Source organism: Ruegeria sp. B11 (genome assembly GCF_056539785.1).
The window spans coordinates 181,857-200,624 of record NZ_JBQFVO010000001.1; the positions used below are offsets into that span (position 1 = coordinate 181,857).

Here is an 18,768-nt window from a genome sequence, read left to right on the forward strand (position 1 = left end):
AAGCCTAACGGCGGCTGACCCGATGCGTCAAATGTACAAAATGAGACGGAGACACATGCAATGAGCGGCGACTATATTCTGTCGATACGCAAGGCGCCCAGCGCGGGGCGGATCAAGGGGAAGACGGCATGAGCATCCGTGATGCAGTTCTAGCGAACTTAAAGAAGATTACCGATCCGGTTTCTGGTCAGGATATTGTGAGCGCGGGTATCGTGCGTGCATTGAATGTTGAAGGCGATACCGTTCGGTTTGTGCTGGAGATCGATCCCAAACAGGCCGAGAAGATGGAGCCCGTACGCGCCACAGCCGAACAGGCGGCGCAGATGGTTGATGGTGTTTCCAAGGTCTCGGCAATGTTGACCGCGCATTCGGACAAGGCGCCGCCTGATTTGAAGCCCAAGCCAAAGCCCTCGCAAACCGGACCACAGGCCGTTCCCGGTGTGGACCGGATCATCGCGATTGCGTCGGGCAAGGGTGGCGTGGGCAAGTCCACCGTGTCGGCCAACCTTGCCTGCGCGCTGGCTGCTGAAGGCCGTCGCGTAGGCCTGTTGGACGCAGACGTATATGGCCCTTCACAACCCCGGATGCTGGGTGTGTCGGGGCGACCGGCCAGCCCAGATGGTAAGACGATCCTGCCGCTGCGCAATCACGGTGTCACCATGATGTCGATGGGGTTAATGACCAACGAAGGGCAGGCGGTTGTCTGGCGCGGCCCCATGCTGATGGGCGCCTTGCAGCAGATGATGAGTCAGGTGCAATGGGGCGCATTGGATGTGTTGATCGTTGATCTGCCCCCCGGAACCGGCGATGTGCAACTGACGCTGAGCCAAAAGTTTCAAGTGGATGGAGCCATTGTCGTCTCAACCCCACAGGATGTTGCTTTGATCGACGCCCGCAAGGGGATCGATATGTTCAACCAACTCAAGACGCCCATTGTTGGGATGATCGAAAACATGTCGACGCATATTTGCTCGAATTGCGGACACGAAGAACATGTCTTTGGCCATGGCGGTGTTGCCTCAGAAGCCGAGGCGCTGGGCGTGCCATTGCTAGGGGAAATTCCGCTGCATCTGGATATCCGAGTTGCCGCCGACGGGGGTGCCCCCATCGTGGTCAGCAAACCTGACAGCCCGCAAGCCGAAGCCTTCCGCAAGATCGCCCGCGACATGATTGCCAAGGGCAACGCGTGACCCAGCCGGTCTTTCCCCCATTGCTCAAAGGGCAACCTGCCAAGGCCGGCGAAGACCCGTTCGAGCGGGCCCAGGCGATGGCAGCGCTGGGCTGTGACGCGGGAACTGTGGTCCACAATATTCAGGCGGATCGTCTGCGCGTTGCGATAGTATTCGCGCCCGAGGTTCCGTTGCGGGATGCTATGGCGATGCTGCCGCTTTGTGCTGTCGGGTTCCAGAATGCGCTGGGCGCGCTGGCCCCACCCGAGGTCGCGGTGCACTTGGGTTGGGATGGGCTGATCTGTGTAAACGGTGCAAAATGTGGGACAATAAAAGTTGCAGCGTCGTCTGCCGAGGTGGATGAGGTTCCCGATTGGCTGATCGTTGGTTGGGAACTGGCCTTGCTTCAAACCAGCGATGCACCAGGGGAAACACCGGATGTTACCTCGCTCTATGATGAAGGATGCGCCGAGGTTTCTGCGACGCAGTTGGTCGAGAGCTGGTCGCGTCACATGTTGACCTGGTTGAACCGCTGGAACGAGGACGGTAACGCGCCGCTTCACGCTGAGTGGATGGGGCTGCTGCGCGGTGTCGGAGAACCTATTGGAGAAGGGGGTGTTTTTCTGGGCACCGATGAGCGCTTCGGTATGCTGATCCGCGACGGCGCGGACACACATATACGCCCGCTGACAGAATTATTGGAGACCGCCAGATGAAACTCGCCCGTGCTATCCATTTTGATGAAAGCGATATGAACGTGTTTCATTCACCCGCAAGAACTGGTGAATGGTGCATCTCGGGCGGATTCGAGTTTTCGAACTGGAGTGAGGCTGATCTGGAAGGCAAGGCGCGTCAGGCCTTTGCCAATGGATGGCTGGGGCTTGAAACCTTCGGGCGCGTTACATTTGTTGCCGTCACACAAGTCGAGCAGGCCGAGATTGACCAGATCACGCAATATCTGGCCGAGCATTTCGTGCAATTCTACGGCGCGCCTTCGGTTGAAGCCGCGTTAGAAGTGGCGCAGGCCGAAGTCTCACATATGTCCGAGCTGTGCGAAGATCATGCCCCGAACACATTGCTGACCGTCGCCCGAGAGCTGACGGGGGCAGGGGTGCACGAGGCATTCCGAGTGATCACCCCGCAAGAGACGCAACTTGAAGCGTTGGCCGTCCACGGCTCGCTGGACGATTAGATCAGATCGGCGAAGCCGCCGAATTGTCCGCGCTTGAAGATCAGCCCCTGACCTGGGCGATGCATGACCTGTTCAACATGACCAACAAGGATCAGGTGGTCACCTGCCTCATGACGGTCCGAAAGACGGCAATCGAAGCGGGCGAGGCATTCCGCAAGTCGGGGGCGCCCGGCGTCATCCTCCTGCCAATCCGCATGGGAAAAATCGAACCCGTTTCGCGCGAATTGCAATGCTTGGTCGTGCTGGTCCTGCGCCATAACGTGGATCGCGTAATATTCGCAGTTGTGGAACGCGTCGTACCGGTTCGAATCCCGATCAAGACACCACAGGACCAGCGGCGGGTCCAGCGATACAGACGCAAATGAGTTCACCGTGATTGCTGCAGGGCCCTCGGAGGTATTTGTGGTCACAACGGTGACGCCGGTGCCGAAACAGCTCAGGGCCTCGCGAAAGGCAAGGCATTGCTCGGGGCTGGGAATGAAGGTCTTTTCAGTCATCGCGCGCTCGTACATGGGCCTGTCTCAGGTGCCACGCGACGCCAGAATTGTCTACGGAAAGCTGCGGTGGTGGTAGCAATTTCTGGTCAGTTCAGGTCTTCAAGCAACCGTCCGTGTTTGCGAGTCTCGGTGATGACGTCGCCAAAGGTCACCAAATTACGGGCCGTAAGCATCGGTAGCATCCGAACCAGCACTTCGGCGGTCGCGACGGCATCACCCAAGGCCGTGTGACGCAGGGCTTCGGGAATTGTTATGCCAAGCCGTTCGCAGACAGCGTCCAGCGTATGCGTTTCGCTTGCCCCGAACAGCACCGCCGACAGCAGGACCGTATCCAGAATGGGGTGGCTCCATTCCACCCCCATACGCTCGGCATGGCGGCGCAGGAAAGCCATGTCGAATGGTGCGTTATGGGCAACAATGACGGCATCCCGGGCAAATTGGTGAAAGCTGCGACCGGCCTCGGCAATATCAGGCGCACCCTGAACCATCCGGTCGCTGACCTTATGCACTTTGGTTGAAGCTGGGGGGATCGGGATGCCGGGGTCGACCAGGGTATCAAGCCGTTCGCCTTCGACGATCTTACCCTTTACGACGCGCACCGCACCGATCTGTACGATCTCATCCTTATGCGGGAGCAGGCCCGTGGTTTCGGTGTCAAAGACTACGAAGCAGAGGTCCAACAGGGGTCTATCTTCAAACGCGTCGTCACCGGGTGTGTCGAGAAGTTCGAAATCGTAAACCAGCGGGCGGGCCGCGTCGGGTTCGATTTGCGCGGCACTGTCATCGAAGACCAGCATGTAACCGGGGGCATCGCCCAATGGTTTCATACGGGCAGAATACGATTGCCGCCCATCGACACTGGTTAGTGTGCAATGGACGTCTTTCCCGGTTTTGATTAGCTTCGCGTAGGAATCCGTCAGACCGGTCGCTTCGAGGTAGTCAAAAAGCGAGGCGTTTAGCCGAGGATGTGCGATCTGTGCCAACACCTCAGCCGCCTGCGCGTCATATAGAACGATCTGATGCTTCGGTCCGGCCAAAAGCATTGCAACCGGGATCTCGGTCAGCAGCGCGGTGAGACGCTGTTTTTCCGATGCCAGATGGGCCGTTTCCGCGGCCACGGCCTCAGCCGTGGTCATGGCGTTGGCAGCCAGTTGTTCGGCCAGTCCAGCGGCGGCTGGGGCCAGATCGCCCAAATAACGCGCCGCCTGAAGGTCCAAATCCGTGCTGACCCCGGCGTGTGCGCGCGCCCGGAGTTGGGCCGAGAGCCGCTCGATTGGTTTTGCAACGTTATCATCAAAAAGAAGCCAGACTCCGGCAACTAGCGCCAACATTCCAAACGCGATCAGTATCTCTGCGAAGATGAACGCATCCATAAGAGCGGGATCACTTGCCCTCTGATAACCGACCCACAAAGCCAGGGTGCTGATGATCAGCCCTCCTGCCGCAAGTAATAGGAAGAACAGGAACACCCTCAGGCGCAGGCTCAGATGGTTCAACATAGTCAGACCCCGCAGGTTGCCTCGATCACCGGATCTTCAGCGTCGATCTTGATCCAGCTGGCGTTCAGCAAACGTCCGTCATCGGCGAATTCGGCCCCGTCTGCCAGGTTGGCGCGGCTGTTTTCGGCGCAGTTTACAGCGACCGGCATCTTCGAGACCGGTGCCCAGCGACCAAAAAAGTAAAGATCGACCAGACGCTCGTCCGGCAAATTGGCATTGGTGCGTACCGATGTGGCGTCGATCGCAGCAAAGCGGTCGACAAAGGGCACGGCATACGTCCAAGGGCGATAAAAGGCGCGGCTTTCCACCTCCTGCACGATGGTGAGGCTGTCGGGCAGTTGGTCGCGCGTACGGTCATACCAAGAATACTCGCTGGTTATCGTCATACCGATCATCCCCGCACCTGCTGCAACCGGCGCGGCCCATTTGGGCAAGCGGCCCCCGGTCAGCTTGTTCACCACCATCACGACACCCGCAAAGGCAAAGCCTGCAAAAATCGTGCCGATCAGTTCCAGAAACATGTGATTTCTCCGTTCATTTCCAGTTTCTTAACCTAGCATTCCTTTGCCATGGCCAACCGCTGATTGCATGGTTTTTACCACGACAAAGGCATCGCGGAGATGACTTCGCTCAAAGTCCGACAATTCAGTGGGTGGCAGGTAATTGTCCGGTGCATCCCCGGATTTGACCAGACGCACTTGATGTTCCAATCGGGTCTCAGCGATCAGGTCATATGCGTCCAGTAAATCGCGTGCGCCAGACGCGCTGAGCACACCCGCAGCCTCGGCGGCGCTAAGACGGGCGCGGGTGTTCGCTTCGGTTAATTGTCCCTGCAGGCTGTAGATGCGTGCCAGATCCACGACAGGCACCACGCCATTATGCTTGAGGTCGAGCGTATTGCGATGCTCACCCGAACGTATGGTGGCGAATCCACGCAGCAGGCCCAGAGGAGGGGTGTGCTTGAGCGAGTTCGAGATCATATGCGCTACAAAGATCGAATTCGCATTGGCTGCCGCCAGCGTATCGGCCTGCAGGTCTGTGAACAGATCGAAGGACCCTCCGATGGGCCGCAGGTCAAACATCACCGAGGCCAGCATTTGCGCCTCGGGGTTGGGTTTGGCAATCCAGCCATTGAAATACTCGCGCCAGACACGCACGGGCTGGCACCAACGAGGGTTGGTCGCCATCATGTCACCGGGGCAATAGAAATAACCGCAGGTATCCAGCCCGTCTGAGACGAATTTGGCCAGCGCAGCGAAGTAGGCCATATCACCGTCCGCCACACTGTCATCAAGCATCAGGCAATTGTCCTGATCAGAAACTCCGGTCTGTTCCTGCCGTCCTTGCGAGCCGCAAGCAAGCCACAAGTAGGGCACTGGCGGCGCACCCAGTTCAGCCTCAGCCAGTGCCAGCAACCGCCGCGTCGCAGTGTCTGCGATGTCGGTGATCAGCCGTGTAACGATCTCGTGCCGGTTGCCACCCGCGACGAGTTGGACCAGCAGTTGTGGTATCTCAGCGGTGACTTGAGCCATCTCTTGCGGGCTGTCGGCGCGGGCAATTCGTCCTACCAACTCGGCAGAATTGACCGCCTGATAGCGGGTGAGGTCGGTTTGGGTTACGATTCCGACCAGCTTACCGGCCTCGGAAATTGGAATATGACCGATGCCACGTTCCATCATCACGTGTAATACGTCCGAGCCGATATCTGTCGGGGCAAGAATGATTGGATCGGCGGTCATGATCGCCGAAACCGCGGTGTCAGCGGGCATCGCCTCGGCGACGTATTTGCCGGAAATATCGCGGAGGGTTGCGATACCCAACAATCTGTCCCCTTCGGTCACGCAAAGCGATGAGATATGGCGGTCGCGCATGATCTGCGCGGCGTTTTGAACCGGAGTATCGGGCGGGCAGGTGGCAGGGTCACGAGCCATCAGCACATCAATTGCACTGGTAGCCAGGCTTTGCGGTCCGCTCCGCCCACCGCGTGAACGGTTAAAGAACTTGGACACCACATCGTGACCTTCGATCAGGTTTTTCACAAGGTCTGGCGGCAACACGATCAACACTGACGGCGTGTGCGCGCGCGCATGTGTGGCGGCTTTGCCGTCCTTCAGCAATCCGCGCTCACCAAAAGAATTGCGCAATCCCAGATGCGAAACGACAGCGCCGTTCTCATCGGTAATTTCTACCTGTCCTTCATAGATCACAAAGACGCCGGGCAGAGCGTTGCCCAACTGGTAAATGCTGCCATCGGCATCGACTTCGCGCACTTCGATCTGCTTGGCCAGATCGTCCAAAGCATCATGGGGCAACGAGTCATAGGGGTGTACAGACTTCAGAAACCGGGTGATTTCGTCATGGGACAGGGGCATTTACGCTCTCCGGAGTTCCGAATAAAAAATCCCGCCCGGTGGTGTGCCGGGCGGGAACAGTAAGTCGAAAGATGCGATCGAAGACAAGAGCCGCCGACCGCATCCCACTCAGTGATCCTGAGCTGCGCCCGCACCACGGGGAATGCGAATGCTTTCGACCATATCTTTGATCTCCTGCGGAGTCTCTTTGGTCATACCGGCAACGACGTAGGCGACGCCGAAGTTGATCATCGCACCGATGGCGCCGAACGAAGTCGACTTGATCGGACCCAGAAGCGGATCAGCATCGGTGAACGAGTTGGTGCCCGGAATGAACAGCCAGCCCTTATGCAGGAAGATGTAGACCAGGGTTACGGTCAGACCAGCCAGCATACCTGCAACCGCGCCGGTGTTGTTGATGCGGGTCGAGAAGATCCCCATCATCAGCGCCGGGAAGATCGAGGCTGCTGCCAGACCAAAGGCCAAGGCCACGGTTTGTGCCGCAAAGCCCGGAGGGTTGAGACCCAGGTAGGTTGCAACCACGATGGCTACAGCCATGGCAATCCGTGCCGCCAGAAGTTCACCCTTTTCAGAGATCGACGGGTTGATTGCACCTTTGACAAGGTCATGGGACACAGCCGACGAGATCGCCAGCAAAAGGCCCGCAGCGGTTGACAGAGCAGCCGCAAGACCGCCAGCAGCGACCAGACCAATCACCCAACCTGGCAAGTTGGCAATCTCAGGATTGGCCAGAACCAGGATGTCGCGGTTGAACTTGGTCAGCTCGTTACCGACCCAGCCTTTTTCTTCGGCGATTGCAGTCATCGCCTCGGATTTGTCGTTGTAGTACTGAATCTTGCCGTCGCCGTTCTTGTCTTCCCAATCCAGCAGACCGGTTTTCTGCCAAGTGGCCATCCAGTCGTAACGCGGATCATTGTCGATTTCCTCGACCGAAACAGCACCACCTTCGATGCCACCATTGGGCCACATCATGTCGGTGATGTTCAGGCGCGCCATTGCACCAACAGCAGGAGCCGTCAGGTACAGCAGAGCGATGAAGACCAGCGCCCAGCCCGCCGACCAACGTGCGTCAGACACTTTGGGAACGGTGAAGAAGCGCATGATGACGTGCGGCAGACCCGCAGTACCGATCATCAGCGACAGGGTGAACAGCACCATGTTAAGCGTATTCGAGTGGTGGGCCGTGTAGTCGTTGAAACCCAACTCGGTCACGATGGCGTCCAGCTTGGTCAGCAGGGGTTCACCGCTGGCGGTGTCACCAAACAGACCCAGCGCCGGAACAGGTGTGCCGGTCAGCTGCAGCGAGATAAAGATGGCCGGGATGGTATAAGCGGTGATCAGCACGCAGTACTGAGCGACCTGAGTGTAGGTCACGCCCTTCATCCCACCAAACACTGCGTAGGCAAACACAACGCCCGCACCGATCAGCAGACCAGTGGTGTTGGACACTTCGAGGAAGCGGCCAAAGGCCACGCCAACACCGGTCATCTGACCGATCACGTAGGTCACCGACGCAACGATCAGACAGATCACCGCAACGATACGTGCGGTCTGGCTGTAGAAACGATCGCCGATGAATTCCGACACGGTGAACTTGCCGAACTTACGCAGGTAGGGCGCAAGCAGCAGGGCCAGCAGCACGTAGCCACCGGTCCAACCCATCAGGAAGGTCGAGTTGTCGTAGCCGGTAAAGGCAATCAGGCCCGCCATCGAGATGAACGAGGCCGCAGACATCCAGTCCGCCGCTGTCGCCATACCGTTGGTGACCGGGTGAACGCCGCGACCGGCGGCATAGAATTCTGATGTGGAACCCGCACGGGCCCAGATCGCGATGCCGATGTAAAGCGCAAAAGACGCGCCCACAAACAGCAGGTTGATGGTAAACTGATCCATGCCGATTACTCCTCGTCCACGCCGTGCTCAGCGTCGAGCTTGTTCATGCGCCAGGCGTAGTTGAAGATCAGCACCAGAAAGACCAGGATCGATCCTTGCTGAGCGAACCAAAAGCCCAGATCTGTACCGCCAACGGCGATGCCGGACAGCAGCGGACGCAGCAGGATGCCGAATCCAAACGATACCAGCGCCCAAATCGCGAGGCTGATGTAGATGAGGCGCAGGTTGGCCTGCCAATAGCCCTTGTCGGCTTCGGCAGTCTGCGCGGAGTTTGTTGAATGATCCGCCATCGCGGGTTCCTCCTTCGCTTCCCTCATTGGCGGCCCATTGCCCAACTCCTCCAGTGCGGTGGGCCGCTTCTCGGTTGTGCCAAACGCCCCGTGACGTCAGGCATAACTTCTCTGGTCCGCCAAGGCGGGTCCATTGAAGTATTCTGATTTAGGATCAAAGCCCTAGGGCTTATCTCCTCCCCTTATTTCATGACCTCGCCGACAATCCCTTGAAGGTCTTGCGCGATGTCGTCGATCTGGCCCATGGCATCGATGCCTTTCAGCACGCCCTGGGCTTGATAGTAGTCAATCAATGGTGCGGTTTGCGCGTGGTAGGCAGCAAGCCGTGAGGCAACCGTCTCGGCATTGTCATCGGCGCGGCGCTTGAATTCTGTGTGTCCGCACTTGTCGCATTTGCCGTCTTCGACGGGCTGCTTGTACGAGTCGTGATAGCCCTCACCGCATCCGGCGCAGGTGTAACGACCCGAAATCCGCGTCACCATCTCGGCGTCTTCAACTTCAAGGCTGATGGCCGCGTTGATCTTCTGATCTGAAGACGCGAGCAGACCATCAAGAGCCTCGGCCTGGACTGTGGTCCGGGGGAAACCATCCAGTATGACGCCCTTGTCGCAGTCCGGTTCTGCCATGCGGTCGCGCAGGATCGCGATGACGATGCCGTCGCTGACAAGATCGCCTGCCTCCATAACCGCTTTGGCAGCATTACCAGCCTCGGTACCTGCGGCGACCGCGTCACGCAGCAGATCACCGGTGCTGAGTTGTACAAGCCCGAACTTCTCTTCAAGCATACGAGCCTGCGTACCCTTCCCGGCGCCCGGAGGGCCGAGAAGGATCAGAACAGCGGGGGATATGGTCGTGGCAGCGTCCATCACATCCTCACTTGTTTGCCCGGTTTTCGATCAGGTCTTCGACCACTGACGGATCGGCCAGGGTCGACGTATCGCCAAGCGAACCAAAGTCGTTCTCGGCAATCTTGCGCAGAATTCGGCGCATGATCTTGCCCGAGCGAGTCTTGGGCAGGCCGGGGGCCCACTGGATCACATCAGGCGAGGCAATCGGGCCGATCTCGGTCCGGACCCAGGTGCGCAGCTCTTTCAGCAACTCATCCGACGGCTCGCGGTCATTCATCAAAGTGACATAGCAATAGATGCCTTGCCCTTTGATTTCATGGGGGTAACCAACCACAGCGGCCTCGGCGACGGCGGCATGGGCGACCAGCGCGCTTTCCACCTCGGCCGTGCCCATCCGGTGGCCGGAGACGTTGATTACATCATCGACGCGGCCAGTGATCCAGTAATCGCCATCCTCATCGCGACGGCAGCCATCGCCGGTGAAGTAGTAGCCTTTGTAGTCCGAGAAATAGGTCTTCTCGAACCGCTCATGATCGCCCCAGACGGTGCGCATCTGACCGGGCCAGCTGTCTTTGATGCACAGAACACCCTCAACGCCATTTCCCTCGATCTCAACACCGGATTGCGGGTCCAGAACCACCGGCTGGATGCCGAAGAACGGTTTCATCGCCGAGCCGGGCTTCATCGCATGCGCACCAGGCAGGGGGGTCATCAGATGGCCGCCGGTTTCGGTCTGCCACCAGGTGTCAACAATCGGGCATTTGCCTTTGCCAACAACTTCATTGTACCAGTTCCAGGCTTCCGGGTTGATCGGCTCGCCGACCGTGCCCAGCGTCCGGAGATCGCTCAGGTCGCATTTCTCGACGAACTCGGTACCCTGACCCATCAGAGCGCGAATTGCCGTCGGAGCAGTGTAGAACTGGTTCACCTTGTGCTTTTCGCACACCTGCCAGAAGCGTGATGCATCCGGGTAGGTCGGCACGCCTTCGAACATTAGTGTGGTCGCGCCGTTGGCCAGTGGTCCGTAGACGATATAGCTGTGACCGGTGACCCAGCCGACATCGGCGGTGCACCAGTAGACGTCGCCTTCATGGTAGTCGAATGTGATCTCATGCGTCATCGCGGCATAGACCAGATAACCGCCGGTCGTATGGACGACACCTTTGGGCTGACCGGTCGAACCGGAAGTATAGAGAATGAACAGCGGATCTTCGGCATTCATCTCGGCGGGTGCGCAATAGTCATCCGCTTCAAGCGCCATTTCGTTGTAATCATAGTCGCGGCCATCAATCCAAGTGGTCTGCCCACCGGTGCGTTTGACCACCAGACATTTCACGCTGTCTTTGCAGTGCAGCAGGGCCGCGTCTGCGTTGGACTTCAGCGGAGTCTTGCGGCCACCACGTGGTGCCTCATCGGCAGTGATGACGACCTTGGCATCACATCCGTTGACTCGGGCTGCCAACGCATCGGGTGAAAACCCAGCAAATACAATCGAATGGATTGCTCCGATCCGTGCACAAGCCAGCATCGCATAGGCGGCTTCAGGGATCATCGGCAGATAGATTACAACGCGGTCACCTTTGCGCACGCCCATCGACTCGAGAATATTGGCCATGCGGCAGGTGCGACGGTGCAGTTCGGCGTAGGTAATGTGCTGAGCTTCGTCGTTTGGATCATCCGGTTCCCAGATGATCGCTGTCTGATCGCCGCGCGTATTCAAATGACGATCAAGGCAGTTGGCCGAGACGTTTAGCGTGCCGTCCGCATACCAGTTGATACCAACCGAACCAAAATCATAGCTGACGTCTTTGACCTGAGTATAAGGCTTGATCCAGTCAACGCGCTTGCCTTGCTCATCCCAGAATGCTTCGGGGTTGTTGATCGACGCAGCGTACATATCTGCGTATTTGTCGGCGTCGACATGCGCACGGGCGACAGTTTCTGCGGATGGCGGATATGTCTTGGCATCTGCCTGGGCAGCGGTAGTCATCTTTGAGGCTCCTCCCTCTGGACTGGATTACATGGGATCGATTTTGCCAGCCGATCAGGCAATGTCGATCCGGTTCCTCCCCAAGTTGAATAATACGGGGATCAGAAAAGAAATAAATAAATTGCCATAATCCTTGGATTTCTTTGTAAAGAAATTTCATTTCCGGCACTAATATTGTAAACAACTCTGAAATTGTGCATGAAATATATTTTAAAACAATAAGATAGCTGTAATGACATCAGCGCTCATTGGCATGTGTCTGGGGCTTTGGCCGATAGCTTCACTTTAATCTCGAAGTCTGGTGGCGATAACACCACTTCTCCTCGCAGGGGTTGGCAGCTTCTAGACTTGGCGCTAGCTTCACAATCAAGCATCCCGATAGGGGGCGCAACTAAGGGAGATACCACTATGAAAAAGATGTTGAGCGGTGCGGCTTTTGCCGCCCTGAGTGTGGCGTTTGTCACCGAAGCAGCCGCGACCGAATGGAATGCCTCGGTCTGGGGTAAGCGCCGCGCATTTACCGAGCATGTTGAGAAACTGGCTGAACTGGTGAACGAAAAAACCGGCGGCGATTTCACCATCAATGTTAGCTATGGCGGATTATCGAAGCCCAAGGAAAACCTGGATGGAATCGAGATCGGCGCGTTCGAGATGGCGCAGTTCTGTGCCGGCTATCACCGCGATAAGAACCGCGCGATCACCGTTTTGGAACTGCCCTTCCTTGGCGTAAACACATTGGATGAAGAGGTGGCCGTCAGCCACGCAGTCTATGATCATCCAGCAGTCAAGGACGAGATGGCGCAGTGGAACGCGCGCATCATCATGACTTCACCGATGCCTCAATATAACCTTGTCGGTACCGGTGACCCCCGTGATGAGCTTGCCGAGTTCGACGGTATGCGCGTACGCGCAACTGGCGGTTTGGGGCAAGCATTTGAAGCGGTTGGTGGCGTACCTACGTCCGTGCCCGCGACCGAAGCCTATAATGCGATGGAATCTGGCGTGGTCGATACCGTGGCCTTCGCTCAGCATGCGCATTTGTCATTCGGGACGATCAACGAAGCTGACTGGTGGACGGCCAATCTGAATCCTGGAACGGTAAACTGTCCGGTGGTGGTGAATATCGACGCTTATGAAGCGCTGCCAGCCGAACATCGCGAAGCGCTGGACAGCTCGATTGATGAGGCTATCGATCACTATCTGGCCAACTACGGTGGACTGCTTGAAAAGTGGGATGGCGTGCTGGCAGAGAAAGGCGTTGAAAAGGTCGAGATTGACGATGCCGTGCTTGAGGAGTTTCGCGCCAAAGCCGCTGATCCGATTCGCGCGAAGTGGATCGAAGACATGACCGCTCAGGGTCTACCTGCGCAGGATCTTTATGATCTTGTGCAATCGACACTGCAACAGCAGCGCGGCGGTAACTGATCGCCACAGCCGGGTGTCATTAGGCACCCGGCATTTCCTTCAATCAAAGGAATGCTGAGATGGCAGGACATGCCACGGTGCTTGAGGATGGCAGTCTTCTAAGCCGGTTGGATCACCGTTTGTTACGTCTAGAGCGTTTTATGGCGCTGATGAGCGGTTTCGCGGTTTTCGGGCTGATGGTGCTGGCTGTTGTGTCAGTCAGCGGCCGAAACGCGTTAAACGCGCCTTTGCCCGGATATGTTGACTGGATTGAACAGGCGATGCCCCTGATCGCGTTTCTGGGTATCTCGTTTGTGCAACGTGATGGCGGGCATATCCGAATGGATATCGTTATCTCGCGTCTGAAAGGGCGGGCGCTGTGGTTGTTCGAGCTGATCTCGGTTCTGTTGATACTGCTGCTGATGCTGGCGCTGGTTTGGGGTAGTTGGTCCCACTTTGACCGGTCCTTTGACTTCGGCGCTCCGATGTGGAGCCGCGACAGCTCGATTGATATCGGGATTCCTATTTGGCCAGCCAAGCTGCTGGCACCCGTTGCTTTTTCGGTGCTGTGCGCCCGGCTAATCTTGCAGGTCTGGGGCTATGGACGCGCCTTCATGCTGGGGCTCGAGGCACCGGTGGCCGTACCGCTGATACAGGATGCCGCCGCACAGGCTGCAGCCGAGGCCGAACAATTCGAAGGACGTAACTGACCCATGGACACGATTGATATCGGCCTTTGGGTCACTGCCGGACTGTTGGTTCTTGTCGTCACTGGCATGCGGGTGGCATTTGCTGCAGGTCTGGCAGGGTTGGTTGGCCTTGTTTGGATATTCTGGGCAAAGTTTGGGTATGATCCCGAGCGGTTTGGTAAGGCACTGACGGTGGCCGTCAAAACGGCTGGCCAGGTGCCACATTCCAAGGTGGCGTCTCATACGCTGAGCCTGATCCCAACATTCATCCTGATCGGCTATCTAGCCTACTACGCTGGCCTGACCCGCGCCTTGTTTGAGGCAGCAAAACGCTGGGTGGCATGGGTGCCTGGCGGGTTGGCCGTTTCAACGATTTTTGCGACCGCCGGTTTCGCCGCCGTATCAGGTGCATCGGTCGCCACATCAGCCGTCTTTGCGCGCATCGCCATCCCTGAAATGCTGGCCGTCGGGTATAATAAACGTTTCGCCGCCGGTGTGGTTGCCGCTGGCGGGACCTTGGCCTCGCTAATCCCCCCATCCGCGATCCTTGTGATTTACGCCATCATTGTCGAGCAGGATGTGGGAAAACTGCTGCTCGCAGGCTTCATCCCTGGCGCGTTTTCGGCGGTGATCTATGGCTTGCTGATCGTCGGTATCGCCGTGATCTTCAAGTCCGTCGGACCGCCGGTCACCGGGTTTACCTGGAAACAACGATTTGCTGCTCTTCCGGGCGCACTGCCCATTGTGGCGGTGATCCTCATCATAATCTGCTTTGTCTATAACCCCTTCGGCGACAAGGCTTGGGGCACCCCGACCGAGGGCGGGGCCATCGGGGCCTTCATCGTGTTCTGCTTTGCCCTGATCCACGGCATGCGCTGGCCTGAATTCAAATCGGCCTTGCTTGAAACCGCCAAACTGACCGCCATGATTTTCGCGATTATTTGGGGTGTTTTGATCTACGTGCGCTTTCTTGGTTTCGCAGATTTGCCGGGGGCGTTTTCCGACTGGATCACTTCGCTCGAAATGTCGCCTATGTTGATCCTCATTTGCATCCTGCTGGCCTACGCAGTGCTGGGCATGTTCATGGATGCGATCGGTATGTTGCTTTTGACACTTCCGGTTGTGTATCCCGCCGTTATGGCCCTGAACGGAGGCGAGGCCGTCAGCGCAGCAGACAGCGCCTTTGGTATGTCCGGGCCGATGTGTGCGATCTGGTTTGGTATCTTGGTGGTCAAAATGGCCGAGTTTTGCCTGATCACACCTCCTATTGGTCTAAACTGTTTTGTTGTCGCAGGCGTGAGGCCCGATCTTAGTGTTCAGGATGTCTTCAAGGGTGTAACGCCGTTCTTCATTGCCGATGCACTTACCATCGCACTGCTGGTGGCCTTTCCAGGGATTGTTCTCTACCTGCCATCGCTTGCGGGATAAGAAAAAGCCCCGGCCAAAGGCCGGGGCACAGTTTTAGAAGTGCGGGTTCTTTATCCTGCCCGCATCAACATCCCAAACAGGTCCCTTGGGTCGTCAGGGTCTGCCAGCATATCCAATGCCTCATAGAAATCAGTGCCTTCAATCGCGCTTTTGATGTAACGTAGTGCCGAGAAGTCCTCGATCGCGAAGCCGACACTGTCGAACAACGTGATCTGTCGATCATCGGTGCGCCCTGTGGCTTGGCCGGTCAAAACTTCCCACATCTCGGTGACAGGGTGATCATCCTCCAGAGCCTGAATCTCACCTTCGATCCGCGTTTGTTCGGGGTACTCTACAAAGATCTCCGACCGCAAAAGAATGTCGCGGTGCAGTTCGGTCTTGCCGGGGCAATCCCCTCCGATCGCGTTGATGTGGACGCCGGGGCCAACCATGTTGTCGGTCAGGATGGTCGCGTATTTCTTATCGGCAGTGCAGGTCGTTATGATCTGAGCGCCTTCGATCGCGTCCTCAGGTGTTTTACATGGCACGACGGTCAGCCCTTTGCCCTGCAGATTGGCTGCACATTTCGCCGTCGCGTTCGGGTCTGTGTCGTAGAGTCGGACCGTATCGATCCCGCACATGGCTTTGAAGGCCAGGCACTGGAACTCGGATTGCGCGCCGTTTCCAATCATCGCCATCGTCGTTGCGGATTCGGGCGCGAGGTATCTGCCGACCAGCCCAGAGGTTGCCGCTGTCCGCAAAGCAGTCAACATCGTCATTTCGGTCAACAATGTCGGGTAACCGGTATAGACATCAGCCAGCAGGCCAAACGCGGTAACGGTCTGCAGGCCCTCAGACGTATTTTTGGGATGCCCGTTGACGTATTTGAACCCGTATGCCTCACCATCCGAGGTTGGCATCAATTCGATCACCCCATGTGGTGAGTGGGCCGGGATGCGGGGCGTTTTGTCAAAGCTCTCCCAGCGTTTAAAATCGGATTCGATCTGCGCGGCAATCTGCGTGATCATCTGTTCGACCCCGATGTGGTGGACCAGACGCATCATGTTGTCGACGGATACAAACGGCACGAGGGCCTTATCAGAAGGTTGCATCAAAGACTCCTATCGGCGGGAAAGATGGATACCAGCGATCATACAACGTACGGATCCACCGGCTGTTTCAATTGTGGGAACCGAGAGCGGCAGCGGAGTTGCACTGGCTTCGATGTTCGCGACTTGAGCAGGTGTAAGAGCCTGAAGCGCTCGGCTGGACAACGCCAGGACAAGACCATCATTGCCACTAAGCTCAATCGCGTTTCCTGCAAAATCTGCAATCTGCTCATGGGACAGATCGATGACAGTCCGCCCAGATTCTTCCAGCCGTGCCCGAACTGTTGCGCGGCGTTCCGGGTCGGAAATCATGTCCAAACAAATCAGCGCGTAGTGCGTCCCGATCCCCATCAGAACATTGGTGTGATAGACATCACGGCCTTCAGCGTCCTTTGCATCAAAGGCAATCGGCTCATAGTTGAAATGCGTACAGAAACGCTCCAACAACACCGGATCGGCGCGGTTGGATCGAACAGTGTAGGCAATACGGCCCACGTGATCCAGAACCATTGCGCCCGTGCCCTCAAGCGCGAGGTCGTCCTGTTCGAGGCCGGAATAGTCGATGACGTCTTGCACTCGATATTCCCGCTTCAGTAACTCAATTACATCTGAGCGTCTTTCGCGTCTGCGCGATGGAACGAACATCGGATAAACAGCGACATGACCGCCTGGATGGGTCGAAAACCAGTTGTTTGGGAACACGCTGTCGGGTGTGTCACGTTCGCCTTCGTCGTCAAACACATGAACGGTCACACCAGCAGCGCGAAGCTGTTCTACTGCTTTGTCATGCTCATCCCGCGCGGCAGCAGACGTCGCTGCAGCAGATCGATTTGCCAATGTTTGAAACGCATTGTCGTCGCGGGTCTCTGGATTTGACGCAAATGCATGGGGGCGCACCATCACGACAGCTGAAGGAGATTGAAGAGAAATCATCAGAAGCTCCGGGTTGGGCGATCGAAGATGCGACGACCCATAAGCGAGGCTGCAAGATCGACCATCAGTTTTGCGGTTCGGCCGCGCTCATCCAGGAATGGGTTCAGTTCAACTAGATCCAGCGAACAAACGAGACCGCTTTCATGCAGCAATTCCATGACCAGATGGGCCTCACGTTCGGTGGCACCGCCGGGGACAGTGGTGCCGACGGCTGGTGCGATCGACGGGTCAAGGAAATCTACATCCAGCGAGACATGCAGGATGCCGTTTGCTTCGCGCACTTTGTCAAGGAAGGCCAGTAGGGGTGTCTTGATCCCGTGCTCGTCGATGCTGCGCATATCGGCGAGCATCGCGTGATCTTTTTCCAATGCCGCGCGTTCGGCGGGATCGACCGAGCGCAAACCAATCATACCGACGCGATCCGTTGGGATCGGCGATATCAGCGGTGGAAAGGCGTCAAAGCCTGACTGGCCAGTGAAATAAGCGACCGGCGTTCCATGCAAATTGCCGCTGGCCGTACTGCTGGGCGTATGGAAATCACTATGTGCATCTAACCAGAGCACGAACAGAGGGCGCCCGATACGGTCCGCATGTGCCGCCATTCCTGCCACTGTGCCCATCGACAGGGCGTGATCACCGCCCATGAAAATGGGAAGGCCTTCAAGCGCGGCTTCCTGAGCCGTGCGGCTTAGCGCCTGTGTCCAGCCAACGCATTCCGGTAAAGAGAACAGATGGGTGTCTTCCGACATGTCGACGGCATCTGGTCGCGTGTCACCGATGTCCGACACAGAATGCCCGAGATCTGACAGCGCTTGGGCGAGACCCGCGACCCGATAGGCATCTGGACCCATCCGACAGCCTTGGCGGTGTTTGCCGGCATCCATCGGCGCTCCGGCGAGAATGATGTTCATTTTGCTCATAAGTCTATCTATCGATACGATATGAGTTGAGAAAAGAGATCAAATTGGTCAAAGTGAATTAGCTAATTCCGATTTGGTAATCACGCATGGACGAACTGGACAATCGCTTATTGAACGCACTGCACAGGGACGCTCGGGCATCGTTGTCGGAGCTGGCTGAACTGCTCGGAGTGACCCGAACAACCGTGCGCAGCCGACTAAAGCGGCTTCAGCAGTCTGGCGAAATCGTCGGCTTTACCGTTGTGACACGGCAGGGCGTATCGGAAAGCCCTGTTCGTGGATTGATGATGCTTGAGATCGCAGGCCGCGGGACCGAGCGGATCAGATCGCGGATCGCTGCGATGCGTCAGGTTCGGGCGGTGCACTCAACCAATGGAAGTTGGGATCTGATCGCAGAGATCGGAACCGATACACTGGATGAGCTTGATGAAGTCCTGTTCCAGATCCGTCGGATGGAGGGCGTTACACGATCTGAGACCAATCTGTTGCTCTCGACACGCAAGGGACGCTCGTGACGCGTTGGCCTAGGCCCTTTGCCGGATGGAAAATTCGTGCA

Annotated in this window: 18 protein-coding genes; 7 read left to right on the forward strand and 11 right to left on the reverse strand. The window is 57.3% G+C overall.

The window, feature by feature from the left end; translation table 11 throughout:
- Nucleotides 1–128: 128 nt before the first annotated feature.
- Genes ACR0I1_RS00960 through ACR0I1_RS00970 form a run of 3 tightly spaced genes read left to right on the forward strand, consistent with a single transcriptional unit; the run spans nucleotide 129 to nucleotide 2,361 of the window.
- Nucleotides 129–1,190, forward strand: a complete 1,062-nt coding sequence (locus ACR0I1_RS00960) for an Mrp/NBP35 family ATP-binding protein (protein ID WP_170510852.1) — start codon at nucleotides 129–131, stop codon at nucleotides 1,188–1,190.
- Nucleotides 1,187–1,885: a biotin/lipoate--protein ligase family protein gene (locus tag ACR0I1_RS00965; protein WP_480704578.1), complete on the forward strand. Its 699-nt coding sequence runs from the start codon at nucleotides 1,187–1,189 to the stop codon at nucleotides 1,883–1,885. Before ACR0I1_RS00960 ends, ACR0I1_RS00965 begins: the two co-directional genes overlap by 4 nt.
- Nucleotides 1,882–2,361: a DUF6505 family protein gene (locus ACR0I1_RS00970; RefSeq protein ID WP_170393354.1), complete on the forward strand. Its 480-nt coding sequence runs from the start codon at nucleotides 1,882–1,884 to the stop codon at nucleotides 2,359–2,361. Before ACR0I1_RS00965 ends, ACR0I1_RS00970 begins: the two co-directional genes overlap by 4 nt.
- Here the strand turns inward: ACR0I1_RS00970 and ACR0I1_RS00975 are convergent.
- The 8 genes from ACR0I1_RS00975 to acs all read right to left on the reverse strand — a co-directional run bounded on the left by ACR0I1_RS00975 (nucleotide 2,358) and on the right by acs (nucleotide 11,750).
- On the reverse strand, nucleotides 2,358–2,858 hold the full coding sequence (locus ACR0I1_RS00975; RefSeq protein WP_480704580.1) for a flavin reductase family protein: 501 nt from the start codon (nucleotides 2,856–2,858) through the stop codon (nucleotides 2,358–2,360). The genes ACR0I1_RS00970 and ACR0I1_RS00975 overlap by 4 nt on opposite strands.
- Before the next feature lie 86 nt (nucleotides 2,859–2,944).
- A complete protein-coding gene (locus ACR0I1_RS00980; RefSeq protein WP_170393352.1) occupies nucleotides 2,945–4,357 on the reverse strand; it encodes a 3'-5' exonuclease in 1,413 nt (470 codons plus the stop codon).
- Nucleotides 4,358–4,359: 2 nt separating this feature from the next.
- Entirely contained in the window at nucleotides 4,360–4,878 is a 519-nt protein-coding gene (locus ACR0I1_RS00985; protein WP_170393351.1) for a hypothetical protein, read from the reverse strand.
- Between the two features lie 27 nt (nucleotides 4,879–4,905).
- Complete coding sequence (locus tag ACR0I1_RS00990) at nucleotides 4,906–6,729, reverse strand: DUF294 nucleotidyltransferase-like domain-containing protein (protein ID WP_480704582.1); 1,824 nt, start codon at nucleotides 6,727–6,729, stop codon at nucleotides 4,906–4,908.
- Between the two features lie 108 nt (nucleotides 6,730–6,837).
- Entirely contained in the window at nucleotides 6,838–8,622 is a 1,785-nt protein-coding gene (locus ACR0I1_RS00995) for a sodium:solute symporter family protein (protein ID WP_170393349.1), read from the reverse strand.
- Nucleotides 8,623–8,627: 5 nt separating this feature from the next.
- Nucleotides 8,628–8,912, reverse strand: coding sequence for a DUF4212 domain-containing protein (locus ACR0I1_RS01000; RefSeq protein ID WP_010439512.1), 285 nt, complete (start codon nucleotides 8,910–8,912; stop codon nucleotides 8,628–8,630).
- Nucleotides 8,913–9,094: 182 nt separating this feature from the next.
- Entirely contained in the window at nucleotides 9,095–9,778 is a 684-nt protein-coding gene (locus ACR0I1_RS01005) for an adenylate kinase (RefSeq protein ID WP_480704584.1), read from the reverse strand.
- Nucleotides 9,779–9,785: 7 nt separating this feature from the next.
- Complete coding sequence (gene acs / locus ACR0I1_RS01010) at nucleotides 9,786–11,750, reverse strand: acetate--CoA ligase (RefSeq protein WP_170405196.1); 1,965 nt, start codon at nucleotides 11,748–11,750, stop codon at nucleotides 9,786–9,788.
- Nucleotides 11,751–12,158: 408 nt separating this feature from the next.
- Here acs and ACR0I1_RS01015 point away from each other — a divergent pair, with 408 nt between their 5' ends.
- From ACR0I1_RS01015 to ACR0I1_RS01025, 3 genes are read left to right on the forward strand one after another with little or no spacing between them, the layout of a single operon-like run.
- The gene (locus ACR0I1_RS01015) at nucleotides 12,159–13,175 is read left to right on the forward strand and encodes a C4-dicarboxylate TRAP transporter substrate-binding protein (RefSeq protein ID WP_170405200.1); all 1,017 of its coding nucleotides are present in this window, start codon (nucleotides 12,159–12,161) and stop codon (nucleotides 13,173–13,175) included.
- Nucleotides 13,176–13,234: 59 nt separating this feature from the next.
- Nucleotides 13,235–13,864: a TRAP transporter small permease subunit gene (locus tag ACR0I1_RS01020; protein ID WP_480704587.1), complete on the forward strand. Its 630-nt coding sequence runs from the start codon at nucleotides 13,235–13,237 to the stop codon at nucleotides 13,862–13,864.
- A gap of 3 nt (nucleotides 13,865–13,867) precedes the next feature.
- Nucleotides 13,868–15,271, forward strand: a complete 1,404-nt coding sequence (locus ACR0I1_RS01025) for a TRAP transporter large permease (RefSeq protein ID WP_170393344.1) — start codon at nucleotides 13,868–13,870, stop codon at nucleotides 15,269–15,271.
- 50 nt (nucleotides 15,272–15,321) lie between these two features.
- On the opposite strand, the gene ACR0I1_RS01030 is transcribed toward ACR0I1_RS01025, so the two are convergent.
- Genes ACR0I1_RS01030 through rocF form a run of 3 tightly spaced genes read right to left on the reverse strand, consistent with a single transcriptional unit; the run spans nucleotide 15,322 to nucleotide 18,212 of the window.
- On the reverse strand, nucleotides 15,322–16,365 hold the full coding sequence (locus ACR0I1_RS01030) for an ornithine cyclodeaminase (protein WP_480704589.1): 1,044 nt from the start codon (nucleotides 16,363–16,365) through the stop codon (nucleotides 15,322–15,324).
- A 6-nt stretch (nucleotides 16,366–16,371) separates the two neighbouring features.
- Nucleotides 16,372–17,292 (reverse strand): citrulline utilization hydrolase CtlX, encoded by a 921-nt coding sequence (ctlX, locus tag ACR0I1_RS01035; RefSeq protein WP_480704591.1) that lies wholly within the window; start codon nucleotides 17,290–17,292, stop codon nucleotides 16,372–16,374.
- On the reverse strand, nucleotides 17,292–18,212 hold the full coding sequence (gene rocF / locus ACR0I1_RS01040) for an arginase (protein WP_170801112.1): 921 nt from the start codon (nucleotides 18,210–18,212) through the stop codon (nucleotides 17,292–17,294). The genes ctlX and rocF overlap by 1 nt, the downstream gene beginning before the upstream one ends.
- Before the next feature lie 86 nt (nucleotides 18,213–18,298).
- Here rocF and ACR0I1_RS01045 point away from each other — a divergent pair, with 86 nt between their 5' ends.
- Nucleotides 18,299–18,727, forward strand: coding sequence for an Lrp/AsnC family transcriptional regulator (locus ACR0I1_RS01045; protein ID WP_170393340.1), 429 nt, complete (start codon nucleotides 18,299–18,301; stop codon nucleotides 18,725–18,727).
- The last annotated feature ends 41 nt before the right edge of the window (nucleotides 18,728–18,768 follow it).

Bases quoted from the DNA above. Each gene is read 5' to 3' on its own strand.
- ACR0I1_RS00960 (WP_170510852.1), top strand. From the start codon at position 129: ATGAGCATCCGTGATGCAGTTCTAGCGAACTTAAAGAAGATTACCGAT.
- ACR0I1_RS00970 (WP_170393354.1), top strand. From the start codon at position 1,882: ATGAAACTCGCCCGTGCTATCCATTTTGATGAAAGCGATATGAACGTG.
- ACR0I1_RS00975 (WP_480704580.1), bottom strand. From the start codon at position 2,858: ATGACTGAAAAGACCTTCATTCCCAGCCCCGAGCAATGCCTTGCCTTT.
- ACR0I1_RS00980 (WP_170393352.1), bottom strand. From the start codon at position 4,357: ATGTTGAACCATCTGAGCCTGCGCCTGAGGGTGTTCCTGTTCTTCCTA.
- ACR0I1_RS00985 (WP_170393351.1), bottom strand. From the start codon at position 4,878: ATGTTTCTGGAACTGATCGGCACGATTTTTGCAGGCTTTGCCTTTGCG.
- ACR0I1_RS00990 (WP_480704582.1), bottom strand. From the start codon at position 6,729: ATGCCCCTGTCCCATGACGAAATCACCCGGTTTCTGAAGTCTGTACAC.
- ACR0I1_RS00995 (WP_170393349.1), bottom strand. From the start codon at position 8,622: ATGGATCAGTTTACCATCAACCTGCTGTTTGTGGGCGCGTCTTTTGCG.
- ACR0I1_RS01000 (WP_010439512.1), bottom strand. From the start codon at position 8,912: ATGGCGGATCATTCAACAAACTCCGCGCAGACTGCCGAAGCCGACAAG.
- ACR0I1_RS01005 (WP_480704584.1), bottom strand. From the start codon at position 9,778: ATGGACGCTGCCACGACCATATCCCCCGCTGTTCTGATCCTTCTCGGC.
- acs (WP_170405196.1), bottom strand. From the start codon at position 11,750: ATGACTACCGCTGCCCAGGCAGATGCCAAGACATATCCGCCATCCGCA.
- ACR0I1_RS01015 (WP_170405200.1), top strand. From the start codon at position 12,159: ATGAAAAAGATGTTGAGCGGTGCGGCTTTTGCCGCCCTGAGTGTGGCG.
- ACR0I1_RS01020 (WP_480704587.1), top strand. From the start codon at position 13,235: ATGGCAGGACATGCCACGGTGCTTGAGGATGGCAGTCTTCTAAGCCGG.
- ACR0I1_RS01025 (WP_170393344.1), top strand. From the start codon at position 13,868: ATGGACACGATTGATATCGGCCTTTGGGTCACTGCCGGACTGTTGGTT.
- ctlX (WP_480704591.1), bottom strand. From the start codon at position 17,292: ATGATTTCTCTTCAATCTCCTTCAGCTGTCGTGATGGTGCGCCCCCAT.
- rocF (WP_170801112.1), bottom strand. From the start codon at position 18,212: ATGAGCAAAATGAACATCATTCTCGCCGGAGCGCCGATGGATGCCGGC.
- ACR0I1_RS01045 (WP_170393340.1), top strand. From the start codon at position 18,299: ATGGACGAACTGGACAATCGCTTATTGAACGCACTGCACAGGGACGCT.